Annotated in this window: 17 protein-coding genes and 1 tRNA gene; 11 read left to right on the forward strand and 7 right to left on the reverse strand. The window is 63.4% G+C overall.

Annotated features, from left to right (window positions below):
* Window positions 1-45 precede the first annotated feature (45 nt).
* From QP922_RS07935 to QP922_RS07945, 3 genes are read left to right on the forward strand one after another with little or no spacing between them, the layout of a single operon-like run.
* Window positions 46-1,275 (forward strand): cation:proton antiporter, encoded by a 1,230-nt coding sequence (locus QP922_RS07935; RefSeq protein WP_070673287.1) that lies wholly within the window; start codon window positions 46-48, stop codon window positions 1,273-1,275.
* A gap of 18 nt (window positions 1,276-1,293) precedes the next feature.
* Window positions 1,294-1,905 carry a DUF1707 SHOCT-like domain-containing protein gene (locus QP922_RS07940; protein WP_246817108.1) on the forward strand — a complete coding sequence of 204 codons (612 nt, stop codon included), beginning with the start codon at window positions 1,294-1,296 and terminating at the stop codon, window positions 1,903-1,905.
* A 10-nt stretch (window positions 1,906-1,915) separates the two neighbouring features.
* Complete coding sequence (locus tag QP922_RS07945) at window positions 1,916-3,139, forward strand: pyridoxal phosphate-dependent aminotransferase (RefSeq protein ID WP_070673291.1); 1,224 nt, start codon at window positions 1,916-1,918, stop codon at window positions 3,137-3,139.
* A 43-nt stretch (window positions 3,140-3,182) separates the two neighbouring features.
* Here the strand turns inward: QP922_RS07945 and QP922_RS07950 are convergent, their stop codons facing one another.
* Complete coding sequence (locus QP922_RS07950; RefSeq protein WP_284808773.1) at window positions 3,183-4,604, reverse strand: HNH endonuclease signature motif containing protein; 1,422 nt, start codon at window positions 4,602-4,604, stop codon at window positions 3,183-3,185.
* Between the two features lie 121 nt (window positions 4,605-4,725).
* On the opposite strand from QP922_RS07950, the gene QP922_RS07955 reads away from it, so the two are divergent.
* Complete coding sequence (locus tag QP922_RS07955) at window positions 4,726-5,952, forward strand: YibE/F family protein (RefSeq protein WP_284808775.1); 1,227 nt, start codon at window positions 4,726-4,728, stop codon at window positions 5,950-5,952.
* Here QP922_RS07955 and QP922_RS07960 read toward each other — a convergent pair.
* Window positions 5,882-7,222, reverse strand: coding sequence for a UDP-glucose dehydrogenase family protein (locus tag QP922_RS07960; RefSeq protein ID WP_284808777.1), 1,341 nt, complete (start codon window positions 7,220-7,222; stop codon window positions 5,882-5,884). The genes QP922_RS07955 and QP922_RS07960 overlap by 71 nt on opposite strands.
* A gap of 54 nt (window positions 7,223-7,276) precedes the next feature.
* Complete coding sequence (gene dcd / locus QP922_RS07965; protein WP_284808779.1) at window positions 7,277-7,849, reverse strand: dCTP deaminase; 573 nt, start codon at window positions 7,847-7,849, stop codon at window positions 7,277-7,279.
* 105 nt (window positions 7,850-7,954) lie between these two features.
* Here dcd and QP922_RS07970 point away from each other — a divergent pair.
* The 3 genes from QP922_RS07970 to QP922_RS07980 all read left to right on the forward strand — a co-directional run bounded on the left by QP922_RS07970 (window position 7,955) and on the right by QP922_RS07980 (window position 9,005).
* Window positions 7,955-8,028 (forward strand) — tRNA-Gly (locus tag QP922_RS07970).
* 92 nt (window positions 8,029-8,120) lie between these two features.
* Complete coding sequence (locus QP922_RS07975) at window positions 8,121-8,309, forward strand: hypothetical protein (RefSeq protein WP_284808780.1); 189 nt, start codon at window positions 8,121-8,123, stop codon at window positions 8,307-8,309.
* Between the two features lie 9 nt (window positions 8,310-8,318).
* Window positions 8,319-9,005: a hypothetical protein gene (locus QP922_RS07980; RefSeq protein WP_070673298.1), complete on the forward strand. Its 687-nt coding sequence runs from the start codon at window positions 8,319-8,321 to the stop codon at window positions 9,003-9,005.
* Here the strand turns inward: QP922_RS07980 and QP922_RS07985 are convergent, their stop codons facing one another.
* Genes QP922_RS07985 through QP922_RS07995 form a run of 3 tightly spaced genes read right to left on the reverse strand, consistent with a single transcriptional unit; the run spans window position 9,006 to window position 13,596 of the window.
* Entirely contained in the window at window positions 9,006-10,778 is a 1,773-nt protein-coding gene (locus QP922_RS07985) for an ABC transporter ATP-binding protein (RefSeq protein ID WP_284808782.1), read from the reverse strand. It abuts the gene before it with no gap.
* Between the two features lie 3 nt (window positions 10,779-10,781).
* Entirely contained in the window at window positions 10,782-12,485 is a 1,704-nt protein-coding gene (locus tag QP922_RS07990) for a VanW family protein (protein ID WP_502869595.1), read from the reverse strand.
* 34 nt (window positions 12,486-12,519) lie between these two features.
* Window positions 12,520-13,596, reverse strand: a complete 1,077-nt coding sequence (locus QP922_RS07995) for a glycoside hydrolase family 3 N-terminal domain-containing protein (RefSeq protein WP_284808784.1) — start codon at window positions 13,594-13,596, stop codon at window positions 12,520-12,522.
* Window positions 13,597-13,654: 58 nt separating this feature from the next.
* Between QP922_RS07995 and QP922_RS08000 the strand changes: the two genes are divergently transcribed.
* The 3 genes from QP922_RS08000 to QP922_RS08010 are packed head-to-tail and all read left to right on the forward strand — an operon-like array spanning window position 13,655 to window position 17,606.
* Window positions 13,655-14,146: a universal stress protein gene (locus tag QP922_RS08000; protein WP_284808785.1), complete on the forward strand. Its 492-nt coding sequence runs from the start codon at window positions 13,655-13,657 to the stop codon at window positions 14,144-14,146.
* Between the two features lie 11 nt (window positions 14,147-14,157).
* On the forward strand, window positions 14,158-14,355 hold the full coding sequence (locus QP922_RS08005) for a DUF2613 domain-containing protein (RefSeq protein WP_284808786.1): 198 nt from the start codon (window positions 14,158-14,160) through the stop codon (window positions 14,353-14,355).
* 2 nt (window positions 14,356-14,357) lie between these two features.
* Window positions 14,358-17,606, forward strand: a complete 3,249-nt coding sequence (locus tag QP922_RS08010; protein ID WP_284808787.1) for an alpha-(1->3)-arabinofuranosyltransferase domain-containing protein — start codon at window positions 14,358-14,360, stop codon at window positions 17,604-17,606.
* On the opposite strand, the gene QP922_RS08015 is transcribed toward QP922_RS08010, so the two are convergent.
* A complete protein-coding gene (locus QP922_RS08015) occupies window positions 17,569-18,744 on the reverse strand; it encodes an acyltransferase family protein (RefSeq protein ID WP_284808788.1) in 1,176 nt (391 codons plus the stop codon). The genes QP922_RS08010 and QP922_RS08015 overlap by 38 nt on opposite strands.
* A gap of 53 nt (window positions 18,745-18,797) precedes the next feature.
* Here QP922_RS08015 and QP922_RS08020 point away from each other — a divergent pair, with 53 nt between their 5' ends.
* Window positions 18,798-19,769: a PorA family protein gene (locus QP922_RS08020; RefSeq protein WP_284808789.1), complete on the forward strand. Its 972-nt coding sequence runs from the start codon at window positions 18,798-18,800 to the stop codon at window positions 19,767-19,769.
* Window positions 19,770-19,771 lie beyond the last annotated feature (2 nt).

Genomic DNA, 19,771 nt, shown 5'->3' on the forward strand with positions numbered 1-19,771 from the left:
GTCTTAAACTAGGCGCGATTGGGACGGCACAGGTAGTCTCTAGACATGCATTTTGACGTGACGTACGTCCTCGCCGCTGGCGAAAGCAACTACACCGACTCGCTCGTATCCTTCGCGTGGATTATGGCGGTGTCCCTGCTGGCGCCACTGGTCTCCCACCTGACGGGCAAAAAGATGCCGGCCGTGGCGCTGCTCATCTTTTTCGGCATGATTATCGGACCCTCGATGCTGGGTTTGGCGCACGAGGACCCGGGTATCGGCATGCTGAAGGAACTGGGCGTCGGCGCGCTGTTCCTGCTGGCGGGTTTCGAAATCGACATTGCCGCGCTGAAATCCAAAGAAGCGGTGACCGGGTTTTCCACGTGGGCCATCTGCATGGTGGCGTGTGGTGTCGGCGCGTATTTCCTCATGGATGACATCCCGGGAGCCATCGTGATGGCGATTGCTCTGACGTCGACAGCGCTCGGCACGATTACGCCGATGCTGAAGCAGGACAAGCTACTCGGCACGCGCGTGGGCGATTCCGTGCTGATTCACGGCGCGATTGGTGAGGTCGCGCCGATTACCGCGATGGCGCTACTTCTGGGCTCGCGATCGACGCTGGCAACGATGCTCATCCTGCTGGCCTTCATTGGTATTGCCGTAGCGGTGGCGATTATGCCGTTTGCCATCACAACACTCATGCCGTGGTTCAAAGACGCGTTCATCTCAAGCGCGGGCTCGACGAACCAAACCATCATGCGTCTCATCATCCTCATTCTGGCGATTCTTATGGCGGTGACGGCCGTGTTTGAGCTAGACATCGTGCTGGGAGCGTTCGCTGCGGGCATCATTCTGAACCGCATCATCCCGGATGAATATCACAAAGGCCTGGAAAACCGCCTCGACGTGGTGTTTTATTCCATGCTCATCCCGGTGTTTTTCGTGATTTCCGGCATGGCGATTGACTGGAACGTTATCGTGAGCGAGCCCATCAAGGTGCTGGGTATCCCGTTGTTGATTTTGGTCACGCGCGGCCTGCCGGTGTTCCTGCGTGAGAACATCCACCACACCGGCTCCGACGTCGAGACCACCCGCGAGCGCATTCAGGTCGCGCTCTATGCCGCGACGGGTCTGCCGATCATCGTGGCGGTGATGTCGCTGGCGGTGGCGTCGGGAATCGTCGACAACGAAATGGCGTCCATCTTCGTCGCCGGTGGCGCGCTGACGGTGGCGATCTTCCCCTTCATTGCCAGCCTGGTGCGTGAAAAGGAGCCGGCTAAGTCGGAGAAATAGCCTGTTAGGATAGGTGCTGTGACTAATCCATTCAGTATGCGGCTTTCCGACGCCGAACGGACCGACGCCGTCAACGACCTCGCCCAGGCCTTGGGTGAAGGCCGTCTGACTATGGATGAGTTTGAGGAGCGCACCGACGCGGTCATGCAAGCCACGACCCGCCGCGAATTGGCGGAAGTCTTCATGGATATTCCCACCAAGGCCAGCACGGAGCTCAAGATTTACTCCCGCGGCGAGATGGAGCGCGCGTACCAATCCACGCGGAAGCCGCGCTTGGCCACGGCCATGGTGGGCACGCTGGGGTTGTTGTTCGGCTCGATTGCATCTTTCGGCGCCATGTCCGGCGTCACCGCCGCGCTGACCGGAACGGGTTTGCTCTTCCTCATCCCCGCGCTGTGGATCATGCTCTACGTGGCCAAGGTCGGCCCGGAATCCTGGCACCGCCCCTCGCCGCGGCAGATTGAGCGCCAGCGTATGAGCGAGCTCAAGGCGGCGACGGCGGAGGAACGCGCGCAGACGAGGGCGCTGGAGCAGGCGCAGTGGGCGGAGAGGCGTCGGCAAGCAAGTGAAATTACGGGAAATGCGATGAATCTGGCGAAACGTAAGCTAGACGAGTGGAACCAGAAGTAACATATCCCGCATGACTCACCATCGGATTTTTGATCAATCCACCAAACTACAAGACGTTGCCTACGATATTCGCGGCGAGGTTTCCGCGGAGGCTGAGCGCATGGAGCTCGACGGGCACAGCATTCTCAAGCTCAACACCGGCAACCCCGCGGTGTTTGGTTTCGATGCGCCGGATGTCATTATGCGCGACATGATTGCGGCGCTGCCGACCTCGCAGGGTTATTCCACGTCGAAGGGTATTATCCCGGCGCGGCGCGCGATTGTGACGCGCTATGAGCTGGAAGACTTCCCACCGTTTGATGTCGATGATGTCTACCTAGGCAATGGTGTCTCAGAGCTCATTTCGATGGTGACGCAGGCGCTGCTTGACGACGGCGACGAGGTTCTCATCCCCGCCCCCGACTATCCCCTGTGGACCGCGGCGACGTCGCTGGCGGGTGGCACGCCCGTGCACTATTTGTGCGATGAAGAGGATGATTGGAATCCGTCCATTGAAGATATTCGCGCGAAAGTAACGGAGAAGACCAAGGCAATTGTGGTCATTAATCCGAATAACCCGACGGGTGCGGTGTACTCGCGTGAAACGCTGCAGAAAATCGTTGAGGTAGCACGCGAATACAATCTGCTGATTCTGGCGGATGAGATTTATGACCGGATTCTTTACGACGGCGCGAAGCATATCTCGATTGCTTCGCTAGCGCCGGACTTGCTGACGATTACTTTTAATGGTTTGTCGAAGGCCTACCGCGTGGCCGGCTACCGCGCTGGCTGGATGGTGCTGACGGGCCCGAAGTCCCATGCCCGCGGTTTCATCGAGGGCCTGGATTTGCTGGCGGGCACGCGCCTGTGCCCGAATGTGCCGGCGCAGCACGCGATTCAGGTGGCGCTGGGCGGGCGGCAGTCGATTTATGAGCTCACCGCTGAGAATGGTCGTTTGCTCAAGCAGCGCAACATTGCGTACGAGAAGCTCAACGAGATTCCGGGCGTATCCGTGGTGAAGCCGATGGGGGCGCTGTATTGCTTCCCGCGTCTGGATCCGGAGGTCTACGACATTCACGATGACTCGAAGCTCATGCTCGACATTTTGCGCGCAGAGAAGATCCTCATGGTGCAGGGCACGGGCTTTAACTGGCCTACCCCGGACCATTTCCGTGTGGTGACGCTGCCGTGGGCATCGCAGCTGGAGAACGCGATTGAGCGCCTCGGTAATTTCTTAGTGAGTTACCGCCAGTAGCGCGGATTCGACCGACCCTGCGAGAAATGGAGTCGGCGCAAGGCTAAGCGCCGCGGGGCGGGTCTGGTCCAGGCTCGGAGAGGGAAGCTGCGGTGGATTCGGCGGGGCCTGTCGACGAGCGTGGGTAATCACCGCGATCGGCAGCGGGAGCGGCAGAGCCGGTGCTGCCAGCGACGCCGGCGGAGACAGTGCGGGCGTTGCGGAGGCGCTGGGAGCGAGGCGCGCGGTGCGGATTGACCGGTTCGCGCGGATCGCGAGGCCCTGGCGGCTGCCATTTAATGCGCCCGTTCTCCCGCACAATGCGCCCACGACCGGGCAAGCCGTTGATGGCATTGTGGTATTCACAAAGTGGGGTGAGGTTCTCGGGGTTGGTGTCGCCGCCGTTGCGCCATTCGGTGATGTGGTGAATCTGGGCGTAGTCCGCGCCGCACAGGCAGCTATCCCACGCACAGGTGGGCTGCTCCCCGATGGCCATGGTGCGCTGCTTGTCAGAGGCGAGGCGCTGGGTGCGGTGCAGTTCGACGGGACCTTTGACACGGTCGACGAGCATGACGAGCCCCTCCTCCGCGAGCTCACGCTCGATGAGTTCCGCGCCGGTGATTTTCGCTCCATTGGACAGCTGGACGACGATGTCCCCGAGATCCGGCGCAGGACCAGGTTGCACCGCGGTGGAGCGGTCCGGAGAAGCAGGTGGCACCGTGGTGCCTGGTCCTGGACCGGCATGTTGCACGGAGTCGGAACCAGCGGCTGGGTTGGCAGACGTGCCTGGATTGGCGGTGGAGCCAGCGGCTGGGTTGGCAGACGGGTGTGGGGTGACAGAGGCGCCGGGGGATGGCGGGGCAGGGTGGGAATCGGGGCGCGGGGTGGAGGGGTCCCCGAGGCGCCCGAGAATCTTGGCGTATTCGGGAAGCTCCATGACGGCGAAGGTTTGGGCGACGGGGCGGGCGAGGCGGCCCTCGCGAAACGCGGCGGTGAAAGAACCCACGGGATCGTCCTCGTCGATGTTGTAGCGAAGGTCCTCGATAACCGAAGGCGGGGCCGTCACCGTGAGCTTCGACATCTCCTTGCCGCGGCGAATCTTCACGCCCGGCTTCGGCGCGGGCGGAGGGAGGAGCTCGCGGATGCGAGTGCGGGCATGCCGAGCGACAGCCTCTTCATCGCCTTTGATGCTGCACAGCTCAATGCGCAAATCCCAGGCCTCACGTTGTTTGAGGCGGCGGGTAAAGCGCTCGATAAGCATGAGCGTAGGCAGGTCATGGCCATTGGCGCGGGCAGCATCCACGGCGCGGGCTTGTTTGCGGGAGAAGGTGGTGGGGGAAAAGTAGACGTCGTAAAGCGCGAGCAAGGACTGCGCCACCGACTCCGGACCCCACGCCCGGAGCTGGTCAAGGCTGAGCCCCGCAACGGCAGCGACGAGCTCGATGCCCGCCGCCTGGCTGCGAAGATGCGCTTCAACAAGGTTCATGACAACGACGCTATTGGGCGCCTAAAACCTGCACAAGGGCTCAAGAAAAAGCCTGTGGATAACTTGTTGACCGCGTCAGCATAAGTTTTCATTCTCATGACAATCGTTCACAATAGTAAGCATGACTAGCCTAAGCCCATGGCGGACGGGACTTCTCGGATTCTTGGCAGTGGCAGCGCTCGCAACGGTGGCTGGCCTGCTTATACTCCGCCCCACCAGTGCCTTGACTGAGCACACCAGCCCCGACTTCGCGTCAACGTATGCGCTCAACCAGCCGCAGGTTGACGGCACGGTCACGACTGTGGATAACCATTTGTGCAGCGACCCACACACAGGCAAAGCCTTCGACGAGGCACCGCTTATCCCCGCCTCGGGCGATGACACGTCCTGCACGCGCGTTCTCCTTGACCTCACATCCGGCGACGACCAAGGCCGCTTAACGCAACTCGTATTTTATGGGGTGGCGGGCGACCCCACGCTAAATCCCGGCGACGAGGTCATGCTGTCACGCTCAGCGGACGGAACGTACGCCTTCGCCGACTATCGACGCGGCGGAAACCTCGCGTTGTGGGCCATCATCTCAGCACTCATCATCGTGGGCTTTGCCGCGTGGCATGGCCTGCGTGCGCTGGTGGGTTTGGGGATTAGCCTGGCTATCGTCCTGTTTTATCTCGTGCCTTCGCTGGTGGAAGGGCACGCGCCGCTGCCGCTGGCGATGGTGGCCTGCGCCGCGATCATCTTCCTCGTCGTACCACTCGTCCACGGAGTGAATTGGAAATCCGCCTCAGCGCTGGGTGGCGTCTTGGTGGCGTTGGGGGTTGCGGGGGCGTTGGGGTGGGCGTCGATAAGCAGCACGGCGTTGACCGGCGCAAGCTCGGAAGACAACCTCAAGTTGCTGCTTTACATGCCCGGGGTACCCGTCGTGGGCGTGCTGCTGTGCGGGTTCATTGTGGGCGCGCTGGGCAGCCTGAACGACATCGCGGTGGCGCAGGCCTCGACCGTGCGGGAGCTGCATGCCGCCGACCCGACGGCAGGGCCGGGAAAGCTGTTTGCGTCCGCGATGAAGGTGGGGCGCGACCACATCGCGTCCATGGTGTATACCATCGTGCTGACCTACACCGGTGCCGCGTTGCCGCTACTCATTCTGATTGCGGCCGCGCAGCGCCCAGTGGGTCAGATTCTCTCCAGTGACCTCGTGGCTACGGAGGTCATGCGCTCGCTGTTGGGTGCCGTGGCCTTGACCCTCGCGGTACCACTGACCACGGCAATTGCGGCGTTTACGATGCCGGAAGGACGCGGCCTAGAGCGTCGACAGTCCAGCCGGCGGCACGCCAAGCATCGACGTTGAGCACGTTGCGGCCGTCGATGATGTGGCGGCGGGCAACCAGCTCACCGGCGACGGCCGGGTCGAGGTCGCGGAATTCCTGCCACTCGGTGGCGAGGATGACGAGTTCGGAGTCCTTGAGGGCGGCGTCGGCAGTCGGCGCGTAGTTGAGGGTCGGGAACACCTTCTTCGCGTTCTCCATTCCCTGCGGGTCGAAGACCGTCACGGCAGCGCCAGCGAGGGACAGCGAACCCGCGACGGACAGTGCCGGCGAATCGCGGACGTCGTCGGAGTTCGGCTTGAAGGCAGCGCCCAAGACGGTGACGCGGTGGCCTAGGAGGGAGCCGTCGAAAGCCTGCTTAGCGAGGTCCACGACGCGATCGCGGCGGCGCATGTTGATGGCGTCGACCTCACGCAGGAAGGTCAGGGCCTGGTCCGCGCCGAGCTCACCAGCGCGCGCCATGAACGCGCGGATATCCTTGGGCAGGCAGCCGCCGCCAAAGCCCAGGCCAGCGCCGAGGAACTTGCGGCCGATGCGCTCGTCGTGGCCGATGGCGTCGGCAAGCTTGACGACGTCCGCCCCCGCAATCTCGCAGATTTCAGACACAGCGTTGATGAAGGAAATCTTGGTGGCCAAGAAGGCGTTGGCGGAGACCTTGACCAGCTCGGCGGTCTGCAGGTCTGTGACGATGAACGGGGTATCCTGCGCCAGCGGCTGGGCGTAAACTTCGCGGGCGACCTCTTCGGCACGACTTTCGGCGAGTCCTGACTCGCCAACGCCGAGAACGATGCGGTCTGGGGCGATGGTGTCCTTGACGGCGTAGCCCTCGCGCAGGAACTCCGGGTTCCAGGCGATTTCCACGCTGGTGCCCTCCGGGGCAAGCTCGTTGGCCATCTGCTGCAGATCCGCCGCGGTGCCCACCGGGACGGTGGACTTGCCGAAGATGATGTGCTCGCCCTTCAGGCGCGGTACGAGCTCCGTGATGACGGACTTCACGTAGGTCAGGTCCGCGGCATAGGAACCGTGGGCCTGCGGCGTGCCGACGCCGAGGAAGTGCACGTTCGCGAACTCGGCGGCATCGTCATAGCTGGTGGAAAAATCGAGGCGGCCGGCCTCGATGTTGCGCTCGAGGACCTCCGGCAGGCCAGGCTCGTAAAACGGCACGCGGCTGTTTTTTAGAGCCTCAATCTTGTTTTCATCAACATCTACGCCGAGTACCTCGTGGCCAAGCTCCGCCATGCAGGCGGCGTGTGTCGCACCTAGGTAGCCGGTACCAATAACAGTCATACGCATAACCGGCTATTTTACGCGCTGTAATGCCGGCTCGCCCAGCGAGATGCGGATTGTTTAACGGAAGTTCAGATAGGACTTCGACGGCGTCGGCCCGCGCTGGCCCTGGTACTTCGAGCCGAGTATGCCGGAACCGTACGGTGCTTCCGCAGGCGAGGACATCGTAAAGATGGCCAGCTGGCCCACCTTCATCCCCGGCCACAGGGTAATGGGCAGGTTCGCAGTGTTGGACAGCTCCAGGGTGATGTGGCCGGAAAAACCCGGGTCAATAAAGCCCGCCGTGGAATGCGTTAGCAAACCGAGACGACCCAGGGAGGACTTGCCTTCCAAGCGGCCCGCCAGGTTGGCCGGCAGGGTGAACTTTTCCAAGGTGGCGCCGAGCACGAACTCGCCTGGGTGCAAAACGAAGGCATCGTCGTCTGCCACCTCCACCTCGCTGGTGAGGTCCGGCATCTCTTCCTTCGGGTCAATATGCGTATAGCGCGAGTTATTGAACACGCGGAAGAACTTGTCGAGGCGCACGTCGATGGAGGACGGCTGGACCATCTCGGCGTCGTAAGGCTCGATGCTCAAAGCATCAGGACCTTCGGAGGCGATGGCGGCACGAATGTCACGATCTGAAAGAAGCACGGCTATCAGTCTACGCGGCCACGACCCCACTCCCCTCCTACAGGGCCATTTGCGGGCGCGCGCTGTGGCGGTGCTAAGCTTTCATGAGTGCATTACCTGCATTGTGCCGACGTAGTTTAATGGTAGAACTGCAGCTTCCCAAGCTGCTGGCGCGGGTTCGATTCCCGTCGTCGGCTCCACTTGTTTACCCAGCTCAGGCTGGGTTTCCTTAGCTCCACCGCACGTGTCCACTGTTGCGTCTATGCTTAGAGCCACAAGGAAAGGAGTCACCGTGTCCGCACCTATTTTTACCCCACGCACTACCGCCGAACTCTGCTCGGAACGCGCACAGCTCCTTCAGGATTTGAGCCCGCGCACTATCGATGAGCTTTACGCGTTGCGCGCTATCGACGAAATCACCATTGCGGACGAAGACATTCTCAACCGCTACGAAGCCCTCTCATTCGTTATTGGAGATTAGCTCGGAGATATGGATGCAGACCGTCTAGCTGAGTTAGCTAACACGTTCGCTTCCAGAGCCACAAAGCTTTTGGATGATTGCCTGCCCGGACAAACCGTCATCACTGGCGAAGCCTTTAACTCTGAACTCAAGAGGTTCAGTTTTCAGCTGTCGAAACCACTGCAGGCACAAACCTCAAATGCTAAACCCGCATTGCTCGAAGCATCTTACGCAATGTGCGAGAACAGCTCAGGCGAGTATCTGGCTGTAGCATCAAGCAGCTTTAAGATTTGTTATCGCCAATCGAAAAAGCGGCCTCCTATCGTCCGCTTTGAATACGAACGGGACGCACTTAATAAACCTGTTTCCCATTTCCATTTTCATTCCGACTCCGTTGCTCTTGGACTTTTACTGGCTTCAACTGGGCAGAAAGACAAGGCTTTCCAGCAACAAGATATCCACTTCCCTATGGGAGGTCACCGCTTCCGCGTGTGCTTGGAAGATGTAGTCGAACTTGTAATTCGGGAGTTTGGCGTTGCAGCTCTCGATGGTTGGGAACAGCGCGTGCTGATGGGGCGAGAAGAATTCCGTAACTCGCAAAAGAAGGCAATCATTCGTTCCAACCCACAGTTGGCCATCGACGTTCTCCGAGAACTCGGCCATACCATCCCAGATGAGGCTGGAAATAGCCCGAAAGCAAACCTTGCCGAATGGTAACTAGGCGTCGGAGGCGGCGCGAAGGAGCGCGGCGTAGGCGCCGTCGCGAGCGAGAAGCTCGGAGTGGGTGCCGCGCTCGACCACGCGGCCAGAGTCGAGGACAACGATCTGGTCGGCGTCGTAAATCGTGGACAGGCGGTGGGCGATGACCAGGCGGGTGGCGTCCGCGCCGAAGACAGCCTCCTGAATAGCGCGCTCGGTTTCGTTGTCGAGGGCGGAGGTGGCCTCATCGAGGATAAGAACCTGCGGGCGGCGCAGCAGCGTGCGGGCCAGCGAGATGCGCTGTTGCTCACCACCGGAGAAACGGTAGCCGCGCGAGCCCACGAGGGTATCGAGGCCGTCGGGAAGCTCCTTGACCACGTCGGCCACGTGTGCGGCATGAAGGGCCGTCCACATGTCCTCCTCCGTGGCATCGGGCTGCGCAAAGAGCAGGTTCTCGCGCACCGAGCCGTGGATGAGGTAAGTCTCTTGGGAGACCACGCCGATGACTTCCGCGCGCTGCTCAGATGGAATATCGCGCAGGTCGACACCACCCAAAAGCACGGAGCCGGAGGTCGGGTCAGCCAAGCGCGCCATAAGTGCTGCGACGGTGGACTTGCCAGAACCGGTATGCCCCACCAGCGCGGTGGTGGTGTGGGCGGGGATGGAAAGGGAGACGTCGCTAAGCGCGTCGGTGTCCGTGCCGGGGTAGCGGTAGGAGACGTGGTGGAGGGTGAGGGAGGCGTCGGCAAGCTGGGCGGGCTCGGTGGCTTCCGTGAGCTCGGGCTCCAAGTCCAGGTACTCGAAGATGCGGCTGAACAGCGCCATGGACGCCACCCACTGCGCGCCGACGTTGAGCAGGCCGGTAATCGGGCGGAAGATTTGGGTCTGCAGGGTACTAAAGGCGATGAGGGTGCCAATCGTAATCCCCGGGCGCAGGCCGGCAACGAGATAAATCAGCGCCGGCATCACGCCAAAAATGATTTGGGTCAGCGCCATTCGCCAGCGCCCGGCCAATTGGGACTCAAGCTCCAAGCGGATGAGGGAGCGCGAGGTGGCCGAAAAGCTCGAATAGACCCGATCCTGCGCGCCCAACGTGGTGGCCAGGCGCATGCCGGAAACGGACAGGTTCTCCGAAATGGTCTGTTGGAGTTCCGCCTGGGCTTGGCTGTTTTTCTCCATGAGGCTGCGGCGCAGAACGGCGGCGCGACGCGTGAGCCACACGGCAGGAGGCAACACCAGCAAGGACAGCAGCGACAACGTCGGTGAGAGGGCCACCATCGCCACCAGCGTGGCCACCGTCATGGTGAGGTTGCTGGCCACGGACGTCGCGGTGGTAGTCACCATGCCGCGCATCGCCGCGATGTCATTGGTCAAGCGCGATTGGATTTCACCGCCGCGGTTGTTGGTGAAGAACTGCAGCGATTGGCGCTGCAGGTTGGCAAAGACCTGCGTTCGCAGCTCGTGCATGATGGTGTGTCCCACCCGCGCGGATAAAAAGGACTGGATAACGCCGATTGCCTGAGAGACCACGGTGATGGCGAGCATGCCGCCGACAAGCCACAAAAGCAGCGCGGTGTCGTGGTTCGGAATGGCCTCATCCACGGTGCGGCGCACGAGGAACGGCTGCACCACCGTCAGCCCTGAGGTCGCCACGATGAGCGCAACCACCAGCAGCAGCGTGCCGCGGTGCGGGGCAAAAAGGCCGGCGACGCGACCAAACTTCACCGGGTGCTGGGCCAGCTGATCGACGTCCGCGGGGTCCTTCACCGCGGTGTGCATCGGCCGCGTCATGATTTAACCGCAGGTAACGATAGGCTGCGGGTCATAGACCGTGGTGGTGGTTTCTCGGGAGATTTCCTTGCCGGACAGGTCCTTGATAACGCGGGTATCGGAGGTGGTGAAGCCCGGCGCGCCAGACGACGGCGAGCAATCCTCGCTCACCGACTTGCGCTGCGGCTCGGTCTTAGCCCAGCGGCCGTTGTTGATGGACTCGACCTCAACAGTCTTTACGCCCTTGAAGCGCACGGTGATGTCGCTGCCAAAGCTGGTCTCGATGCGCACCGGGTGGTTGGAGGTGTTCTTGAACTGCAGGTCAATCGCACCTTCGTACACGGTGGCCTCGCGGCCGGCCGGGTAGCGGGAAATGTAATAGGAGTGCGGGGTATGCGCCACATCCTCCATGCCGGCGAAGTACGCGGCGTTGTACAAGGTGGTGGCGAACTGGGAGATGCCGCCGCCCACGGCCTTGCCGGCGTGGCCGTCGATGATGATGCCGGACTCCACGTAGCCCTGCGCGGTGCCGCGCGGGCCGGTGTAGCCGTTGAGGGAGAAGGTCTCGCCGGGGTTGACCACGGCACCGTTGACCTGCTGGGCCACCAGCCGGATGTTGGTGCCGGATGCCCCGGAGAAGCCACCGGTGGAGAACTCCGATACGGTGTCATCGAAGGTGGCCTTCTCCGCCATCTCGGTGGTGAAATCCGCGGGGTCCGGCTTGTAATCGGCGTCCCACTCGCGGTCATCTTCGCTACTCACGCGGTCTTCGAAACCGTCGAGGGTCTTCTCCCAATCGATGACGGAGCCATCCACTGAGGGCGTGATCTGCTTGTCATTGCCGCTGAAGGAAATCTTGGCGTTGGTGCCGGGCACCTCGGAGCCTTGCATACGCTCTTGGAAGAGCTCGCGCGCGCGGTCCTTATCTACCTTGAGGCGCAGCTCACCGTCCTCGGCGGCGATGGAAACGAACTGGGAAATCTCCGGCTTGCGCAGGGTGCCGGCGGTGTTGTTCTCACCTTTCAGAGTGAGCGGATTATCCAGCGCGCGGGCGGCATCACCGGTGCGCATGGCCTCAATCGCCGCAGCGTTGATCTGTGGTTCCACCACCATGGGCGTGACCTCCACTCCGTCAGGGTCGAGCCAGTGCTTAACGACGCCCTCGTGCAGCTCCCCCTCTTCAACTGCCTGGCCGAGCTTGGGTTTGGTCTCCTTGAGGGAGCCGTCGATAAGCTCCAGGTTTCCGTCCTCCGGCTCAATCTTGAGCCCTTCGCCTACGCGTTCCAGCGTGCTGTCGAGCTGGGCATCATCGACGTCGACGGCGACCGGGATTTCCTCGGTAGGTTTGATGAAGCTGTAGAGGCGAGCAAAAGGATTGAGCGAGGCATCCGGGATGCCATCAACGGCCTTCTGGTAGTTCAGGCTCAGCCCCGAATCCTGCGGGATAAGCTCGGAGGATTTCTCGCCTGCGCGCACGACGACGGGCCGGGTGGCCACGTCGCCGAGTTCACCTTCCAACTTCTCTACCGCGGCGGTGCGCTCCATGCGGGAGATGTCAACGCCGCCTACCGACGTCGCGCGCGGCACCTTGTGCTGATTAGCCATGACATCCCAGGCGTAGGCGATGCCGGCGATGAGCACGAGGCCGACGAGCACGCCGAGGGTGACCTTGAGTCCCCGGCGGTTGCGGTCGCGTCGGTATTGGCTGTGTCCGATTGCCTTTTTCACGTGTACGAGATTAACGTCTGCCAGCTAGTTTTTCCTAGTCGGTATCCTGCTGGGCCACTACGTCTGCGGCCGCATCGATCACCGCGTTGATGTCGTCGTCGGTGGACCACAACGGCATGTCAGCACCTGCGGCGAGGGCAGCGGCCACGGCTTCCGGCACGCTGAAGTTCTCCGAAATGGAGGCCATTCCTCCCAGGTCATCGGTATAAATGGCGCCTTCGAAGCCAAGTTCTTCGCGGGCTAGCTGGTAGGCGCGCGGGTTAAGGGAAGCAGGTTCTTCACCCAGGCCGGGGACCACGAGGTGGCCCATCATGAGTGCTGCTTCCGGGGCTTGCGGAAGAGCTGTGTGAAAGGGCACGAACTCGTGGCCATGCAGTTCTTCCAGGGGCGGGGTAACGGCCTCACCCAGGTGCGTATCCCCGGAGGCACGCCCATGTCCGGGGAAATGCTTGAACACGGCCTTAACACCTGCTGACTGTAGCCCGCGGGCAAAAGCCGCGCCATAGTCGCCGGCGGTCTCTGGGTCGGTGGAGAAGGCGCGGTCCCCCACCACCTCCAGGCCTCCGCCATCCACATCAAGTACTGGAGCAAAGTCCACCGTCACGCCGTGCGCGCGCAGGCTGTGCCCAATCTCGGTGGCCATCTGTTCCACTTCTTCTGGGGTATGGCCCTCCGCCATGGCCTGCGGCGAAGGATAGTCGCCCAAAATCTCAGAAAAGCGCTGCACGCGGCCGCCCTCGAAATCAATGGACACCTCGAAGTCACGCCCCATCTCCTCACGCAGGGCGTTGATTCCCCGCGGACCATCGCTGAGTAGTTCCGGGTCGGCCCAGCTCGGGATAAACAGCCCGCCCACACCTGCGTCCAGCTTCGCGCGGGCATCCTCATAGTTCAGTGCCGGCGGCATAAGCTTCGCTGCCGCACGGGCCCGCACGTCCTCGGGCGCTTCGGACTCGGTTGTCTCGGCCTCGCTGGTCTTGTCCGCAGCACCTGGGGCGGCGGACGAGGTTGGGGTGGGCGTTGTCGGGACGTCGGAAAGCACAGGCTCCGAACCGCACGCACTGAGGGCGCACGCGGTGCTCAACAGGAGGGCGGGCATTGCTTTTCTCATACCCACCAGTCTGCCTGAAGGGCCCGCACGGGCAACACCCGGTTGTTAGGATGGTCACATGAGCAACGGAGAGACCCTGCTAATCGCCTACGACGGCTCCGACCGCGCCGACCGCGCCCTCGAATACGCCGCGAACCTGCTGCGCCCAACCGACGTCGAAATCCTCACCGCGTGGGAAACCTCCGCGCGCCAGGCCGCACGTGCGGTCAGCCGCACTGGCCTGCACCAGTCCACGATCTCGCCGGACAGCGTGGAGGAAGACCCTGCTTATGAGGAAGCAGTGGCGATTTGCCGCCGGGGAATCGCCAAGGCGGAATCCTTGGGCCTGCGCGGACATGCCCACCTGGTGGAGTCGGTGACGTCGATTCAGAGCGCGATTGTCGACGCCGCCCAGGAACTCGACGTCGACGTCATCGTCACCGGCACCCGCGCGCTGACCGGCTTCCGCTCGCTGTGGACGAACTCGACGGCGGAATACATCGTGCGCAATGCGGGTCTGCCGGTCTTTATCGTGCCGCCGGAGAACGACGACGAGGACGAGGACTGCTAGAATCTGGCGCCATGGCATTCGATAGCGATTCCCTCAACAAGCGCACCGTGGGCCCTGCCCTGGGCAGTGCTGTCGTTGGCGTGGCGTTGGGAGTCGTCACCATCCTGGGTATTGCCCAGTTCTCGCAGGCAGACGCCGTACCGAGTGATAATTCCGTCAAGGCCTCCGACGCCGTGATGGGCGGGCCGGAGTACGGCTCGCGCGAGTAAACGTGCGCGCACGCAGCGGGGGGCTTTTCTTTCTAGCCCTCGTGGTCTTGGTGCAGCCATGGGGGCTCACCGCCGCCGATACCAAACATGATCTGGTGGCCAACCCCGCGGGCTTTCTAGCTGGTGCGCTGCATGCTTATACCGATACTTTCACGCTGGGCCAGCTGCAGAACCAGGCATATGGCTTCCTCTTCCCGCAGGGCTTGTTCTTCCTTCTGGCGGACCCGCTGCCGGATTGGATAGCGCAGCGCGCCTGGTGGTTCCTGGTCTTGTCCGTGGGCTTTCTGGGTTTCTTCCGCCTGGTCCGCACTGTTCTTCCCGCCGCGCCGGATTATGCCGCGCTTGTGGGCGGAGTGCTCTTTGCGCTCTCGCCGCGCACGCTGACGACGTTAGGCGCAATTTCCTCGGAGACCTGGCCGGTCATGCTCGCCCCCTGGGTACTGCTGCCCTTCCTGCGGCCGGGCCAGCTGTGCTGGCGGGATGCAGCCCCCTCGGTGGTGGCGGTGGCGTGCATGGGCGCGGTCAACGCCACGGCCACACTTGCCGCCTGCCTGCCGGCGGGGTTGATTCTGTTGTGGCGGCGCGCGGGCAAGACCGGCCTGGTGTGGTTGGCCGGGTGCGCTGCGGTGTCCGCGTGGTGGGTTATCCCGCTGCTCATCCTGGGCCGTTATGCCCCGCCTTTTACCGAGTTCATCGAATCCGCTCACGTGACCACGCGCTGGCTCAACCTAGCGGAAATCCTGCGCGGCACCACAAGTTGGGCGCCCTTTGTGGATACCGAGCGCATCGCCGGCAATGAGCTGGCCACCGAGCCGGTCTTCGTGCTGTTCACGGCCGGTATGGCCGCTCTTGGTCTTATGGGGTTGTCCCGCCTGCCGCGCGTGTGGAGTTTCATGCTGCTGGTGGGCGTGGCCGTGCTCGGCACGCATGCTGCGTGGTACCTCGACGCGCTCGACGGCCCGCTGGCCGCGCTGCGCAACGTGCATAAATTCGACCCGCTGGCGCGCATCCCGCTGGTGCTCGGCGTGGCCGCGATTGCCGCCCGGGTGAGGTTGCCGCGTTCTTTGGGCTTGGGGCGTCGTCAAGCAGCAGGCCTTCTGGTGTGCCTCGTGATGATGGGGGCGACCGCTCCCGCGTGGGCAGGCCGGCTGTTGCCCAAGGGCGCGTACGAGGAGGTCCCGGCCTATTGGCACGAGGCCGCCTCCTTCATGAACAGCTTGGATACGCGCGTGCTCATCTACCCGCCGGCCTCCTTTGCCCGGCAGGACTGGGGCTGGACGCGCGATGAGCCGGCGCAGCCGCTTCTCGACGTCCCCTGGGCCGTCCGCGACGCCATCCCCCTCATCCCGCCCGAAGCCATCCGTGGCCTGGACGGGGCGATGGCGCAGATTGCCCGCGACCCCGCGTCTGCGCCTTTAGTGTTGCAGCGCCTCGGCATCGGGGCCGTCGCGGTGCGCCACGACCTCATCTCTGGTTCTTCGGTGCACATCCCGGGCGAGGTCCACACCTTCGGTGAGGTCGACGTCGTGGTTTTCGACCCCGACCTCTCCATGAACCTGGCGCCTGCCACCCCGCCGCGCGTGGCGGGCGGCGGGGAGTCGCTCGCGCTCCTCTCCGGACCTCACGAACTGGTCGCCTCCGACGCGGACATCGTCACCGATACGCCTGTGCTGCGCGACCGCAACTATGGCACGCTCACCGGCCCGGTCTCCGCGCCGCTGGCCCCCGATGACCCTTCCACCGTGCGCAATCGACTGCGCGATTACCCCTCTGCTGGCCCGCTGACCCAGGTGGTGGAGCACGATGGCCGCGTTACCGCGTCGTCGTCTGCCGCGGATGCCTCTGCCTTCGGCGGGGCGAACCCGGCGCGTTCTCTTACCGCGGCCGTCGACGACGAGAATTCCACCGCGTGGTGGCCAGCGCCCGGCGATTCCGGCTGGTTAGAGCTGCACTCCGATTCCACGTGGACCTCGCCGAAACTGCGGCTGATGACCACCGGCACGACTGAGGTGACCATCCACAACGGCGATTCCAAGGTCACGGTCACCATGGAGGCCTTCCGCGCCCGCGATATCCGCGTGCCCGGCGCGCATGCTTCCACCATCCGCATCGAGCCACAGCGCCGCACCGGAATTGCGGAGGCCTCCATCGTGGACCAGCCCTCCCCGCGCCGCCTCGTCACCGTTCCCGATACTTCGCCGGATGCCGAGCAGTTCCTCTTCCAGCAGGACAACGAACGCATCCTCATCCGCTCCTTCACCGCTCCGCGCGCCATGACCGTGCGGGTTGCCGGCACCAAGCCCGTGCTTATCGACGGCTCCCCCCACGCCCCAGGCTCCACCCTCGACCTGTCCGCCGGACAACACCTCGTGCGCACCACCGGCGATTGGGCGGCCCTGACAGATACCGCGTCCTCCTTGCCCGCGCCCCTGCCTGCCGCCCCATCCGGCACCAACTCCGGCTATGACCGGCTCACCTCTGGCGAGCCCATCGAGCCCGCCGACCATGACCGCCTCCTTATCACCGGCCGTGCCTTCAACGAGGGCCTGCGCGGCGAGCTCCGCTCCCCCGGCACAGCCGCAGTCTCGACGCCAGGTTCAGCACAAGATTCAGCGCCGGACTCCGACTCGGAACAACTGCGCCTCGAACCGCGCTCCATCGACGCCGACACCCAAGCCTTCCTCATCCCCGCCGGCGCCGGTGGCACCTTTCACATGTCGTTCGTAGCCGACCGCGCCTACCGCGTCGGCCTGGGCCTCGGCGGCGCACTCGCCGCGCTGACCACCGCGCTGTGCCTGCTCATCATAGCCCGCGGGGCCCGATTTCAAGCTGCTTCCTTTGCCTCGCCGACGGCTTGCGCGCCGCACGATTCGACCTCAACCAGCCCTGCCGCCGATACCACCCTCCCAGCGAGCTCCAGCACCACCGCTGCTTCCCGAACGCTCTCCCCCACCCGTGTTGCCCACTCGTCTACCTCGGCGCGTGTCCTGCTGGCCCTACTCACCGTGGCAATGTTGGCTCTCGTCGCGGGCCTTCCCGGTGTGGCCGCCGCTGCTGCGGCGTGGGCCATCACGCGTTGGACCACGTTGCGCGCCGACTACCTGGCGGGCGCGCTCACCTTGGCCGCGGGCGCAATGCTCGCCCGCGCGCCTTGGCCCACGGACGGCTACGCCGGCGATTCGCTCCTCGTGCAGCTGCTCTGCGTCGCGGCTATTACCTGCGCCTGCCTCCCACACCGCAGCACGCGCTAGGCACCCAGCCGGCCGCATATGGTTCCGCAGAGCGCGCGGAGTTCGCAGGACTATCGGCTTGGCGGGGCAGGGAGCGCGGGACGGCAATACGGCCGCTGGCAAGGGAGCGGATAAGGTCGCGGCCGGGAACCTCGACAAGCGTGTAGGTCGCAGCAGACAGCACGCAACTGACCACCACCGTAAAGACCAGCACCACCGCGAAATCCCAGGCAGAACCGGAGAAGGCCGACACGCCTAAAAGCGGAAAAGCGATGGCCAGCACCGCCACATGCCACATGAAAACCCCATACGACCAGCGGCCCAGTGCGCGCATCCACTCGGAGGAAAGCCAGCTCTCACGGGGCGCCAGCGCCACCGGCACCACAATGCAGGCCCCGCACACCGCGCCCACCGCAATGCGCCGCGCAAACTCATCCGGTGCCGGATGGACCAAGCCCTGCGGGCCGAACCACTCGCGGCTAGCCAGCCACACGCACCCCGCGGCCACCGCCCAGCAGACGGCACGCACAATACGTCCAGCGCGTACGCGCACACCGGCCGATTCAGCCTCCGCAGCCAGCATTCCCACCGCGAACCACGAGAAATACGCCGGTGGCCAAATCTGCGTATTGACATCGCCAGATTCATATCCGGCCACAAACGGCAGGAAGCCCCAGAACAGACTCAGCACGCCAGCACCCGCAATAAGCGCCACCCGCGGGCGCGCCGAAAACTTATCCAACATCCACGCCAAAAGCGGCAACACCGCATAAAAAGCAAACTCCACGCTTAGCGACCACAACTGCGTCAGCCCAGGCACCAGCCCATCGGCGATATACAGCTGTGTGCCGGTCAGGTTGGTGAGGAGCTGAGGGAGGGTTAAGGGGGAGGCGTCGGGAAGCAAGGCGAGTACCGCCACCACGCACACCAGATACAGCGGCGCCAAACGCGCCACGCGGGAGAGCACATACTGCCGCGTCGTGTGCGCGTGCCGCCGACGCCACAGCAAGAACCCGCTGAGCACGAAGAAGACCGCCACGCCGTAGTCCAAGCGCTCGGCCCAGGCCCAGCCGGTAGACGTCTGGAAGGACACGTGCGTGACCACGACCGCCATTGCTGCCAGCGCACGCACGCCTTCGAGCTCAGGGAGAAAGCGCATGGCCCACTACGATACTATTTTTGCAGTACATCCCTCGACCGATCGGAGCTGACGTGTTCCTTCGCTCCCGCCTAGCGCAGGTGACGATTGCCGCCGCGGTCTTCCTCATCCTCGGGTCCATCCTGCCGCCGCTGTACAACAACCAGTCGAGGCCCCTAGCCACGGACCTGACCTTCGAAGTCCGCGCGGACCAGGACGACGCCACGTTGACCCGGCACACCGCAACCTCCCCTGTAGACAAGGATGCGGTGACACGCGCACAGTCCACCATGGACCTCATCGTCGATGGCAAGACCATCGTGCACGTCACCGAGGATTCCCTGCTCAACCGCGAATCCACCTATCCGGTCGCCGGCCCCAACACGACGCAGCACATCGAGATCCCGGCTTTTGACCTGCAGGTGGACAACGAGATCGAGCGCGATGGCATGAGCTATTTCTTCCCCGCCGGCGCGGAGCAGCGTTCTTATCCCTTTTTCGATCCCTTGACGCAAAGCGCCAAACCCATCGATTTTCTGCGCGATGAAAAGCTCGACAGCATCCCCACCTACGTCTTCCACCAGGACGTCGCGCCGGTCTCGCTTCTCCAGGTCTTTGGCTTTGATGCTCACCGCGCCGGCCCGGCGGGCGATTTCTACTCGCCGGAGTCCCTGGAGCGTTACCACCTCAAGCCGGCTTCGCACGTCATCCTTGAGCCTTACTACGCGGTGAGCCGCACGGTGTGGGTAGAACCCACCACCGGCACCATCGTGAAGGAGGAGCAGCACCCCCGCATCTTCTGGGCCACCGACGCCACCCAGGCCCAGGCTATGGTCGACGCCGATGACACTAAGGAGCGTGCGCTTCTCGACGTCCCCCTCACCTGGTCCCCCGATACCCTCACCGAGCGCCTCGACTCGGTGCGCCGGGTGATCGACACGGTGAAGGTCTTGGGTATCGTCGGCTGGCTGGGCAAGGCCATCGGCGTGGTGTTGTTGGCGGTAGCGGCCGCGATGTTCATGCGTGGCCGTAGCCAGAACGCTTAAGG

It is taken from the genome of Corynebacterium sp. MSK218, assembly GCF_030232655.1.
GTDB lineage: Bacteria > Actinomycetota > Actinomycetes > Mycobacteriales > Mycobacteriaceae > Corynebacterium.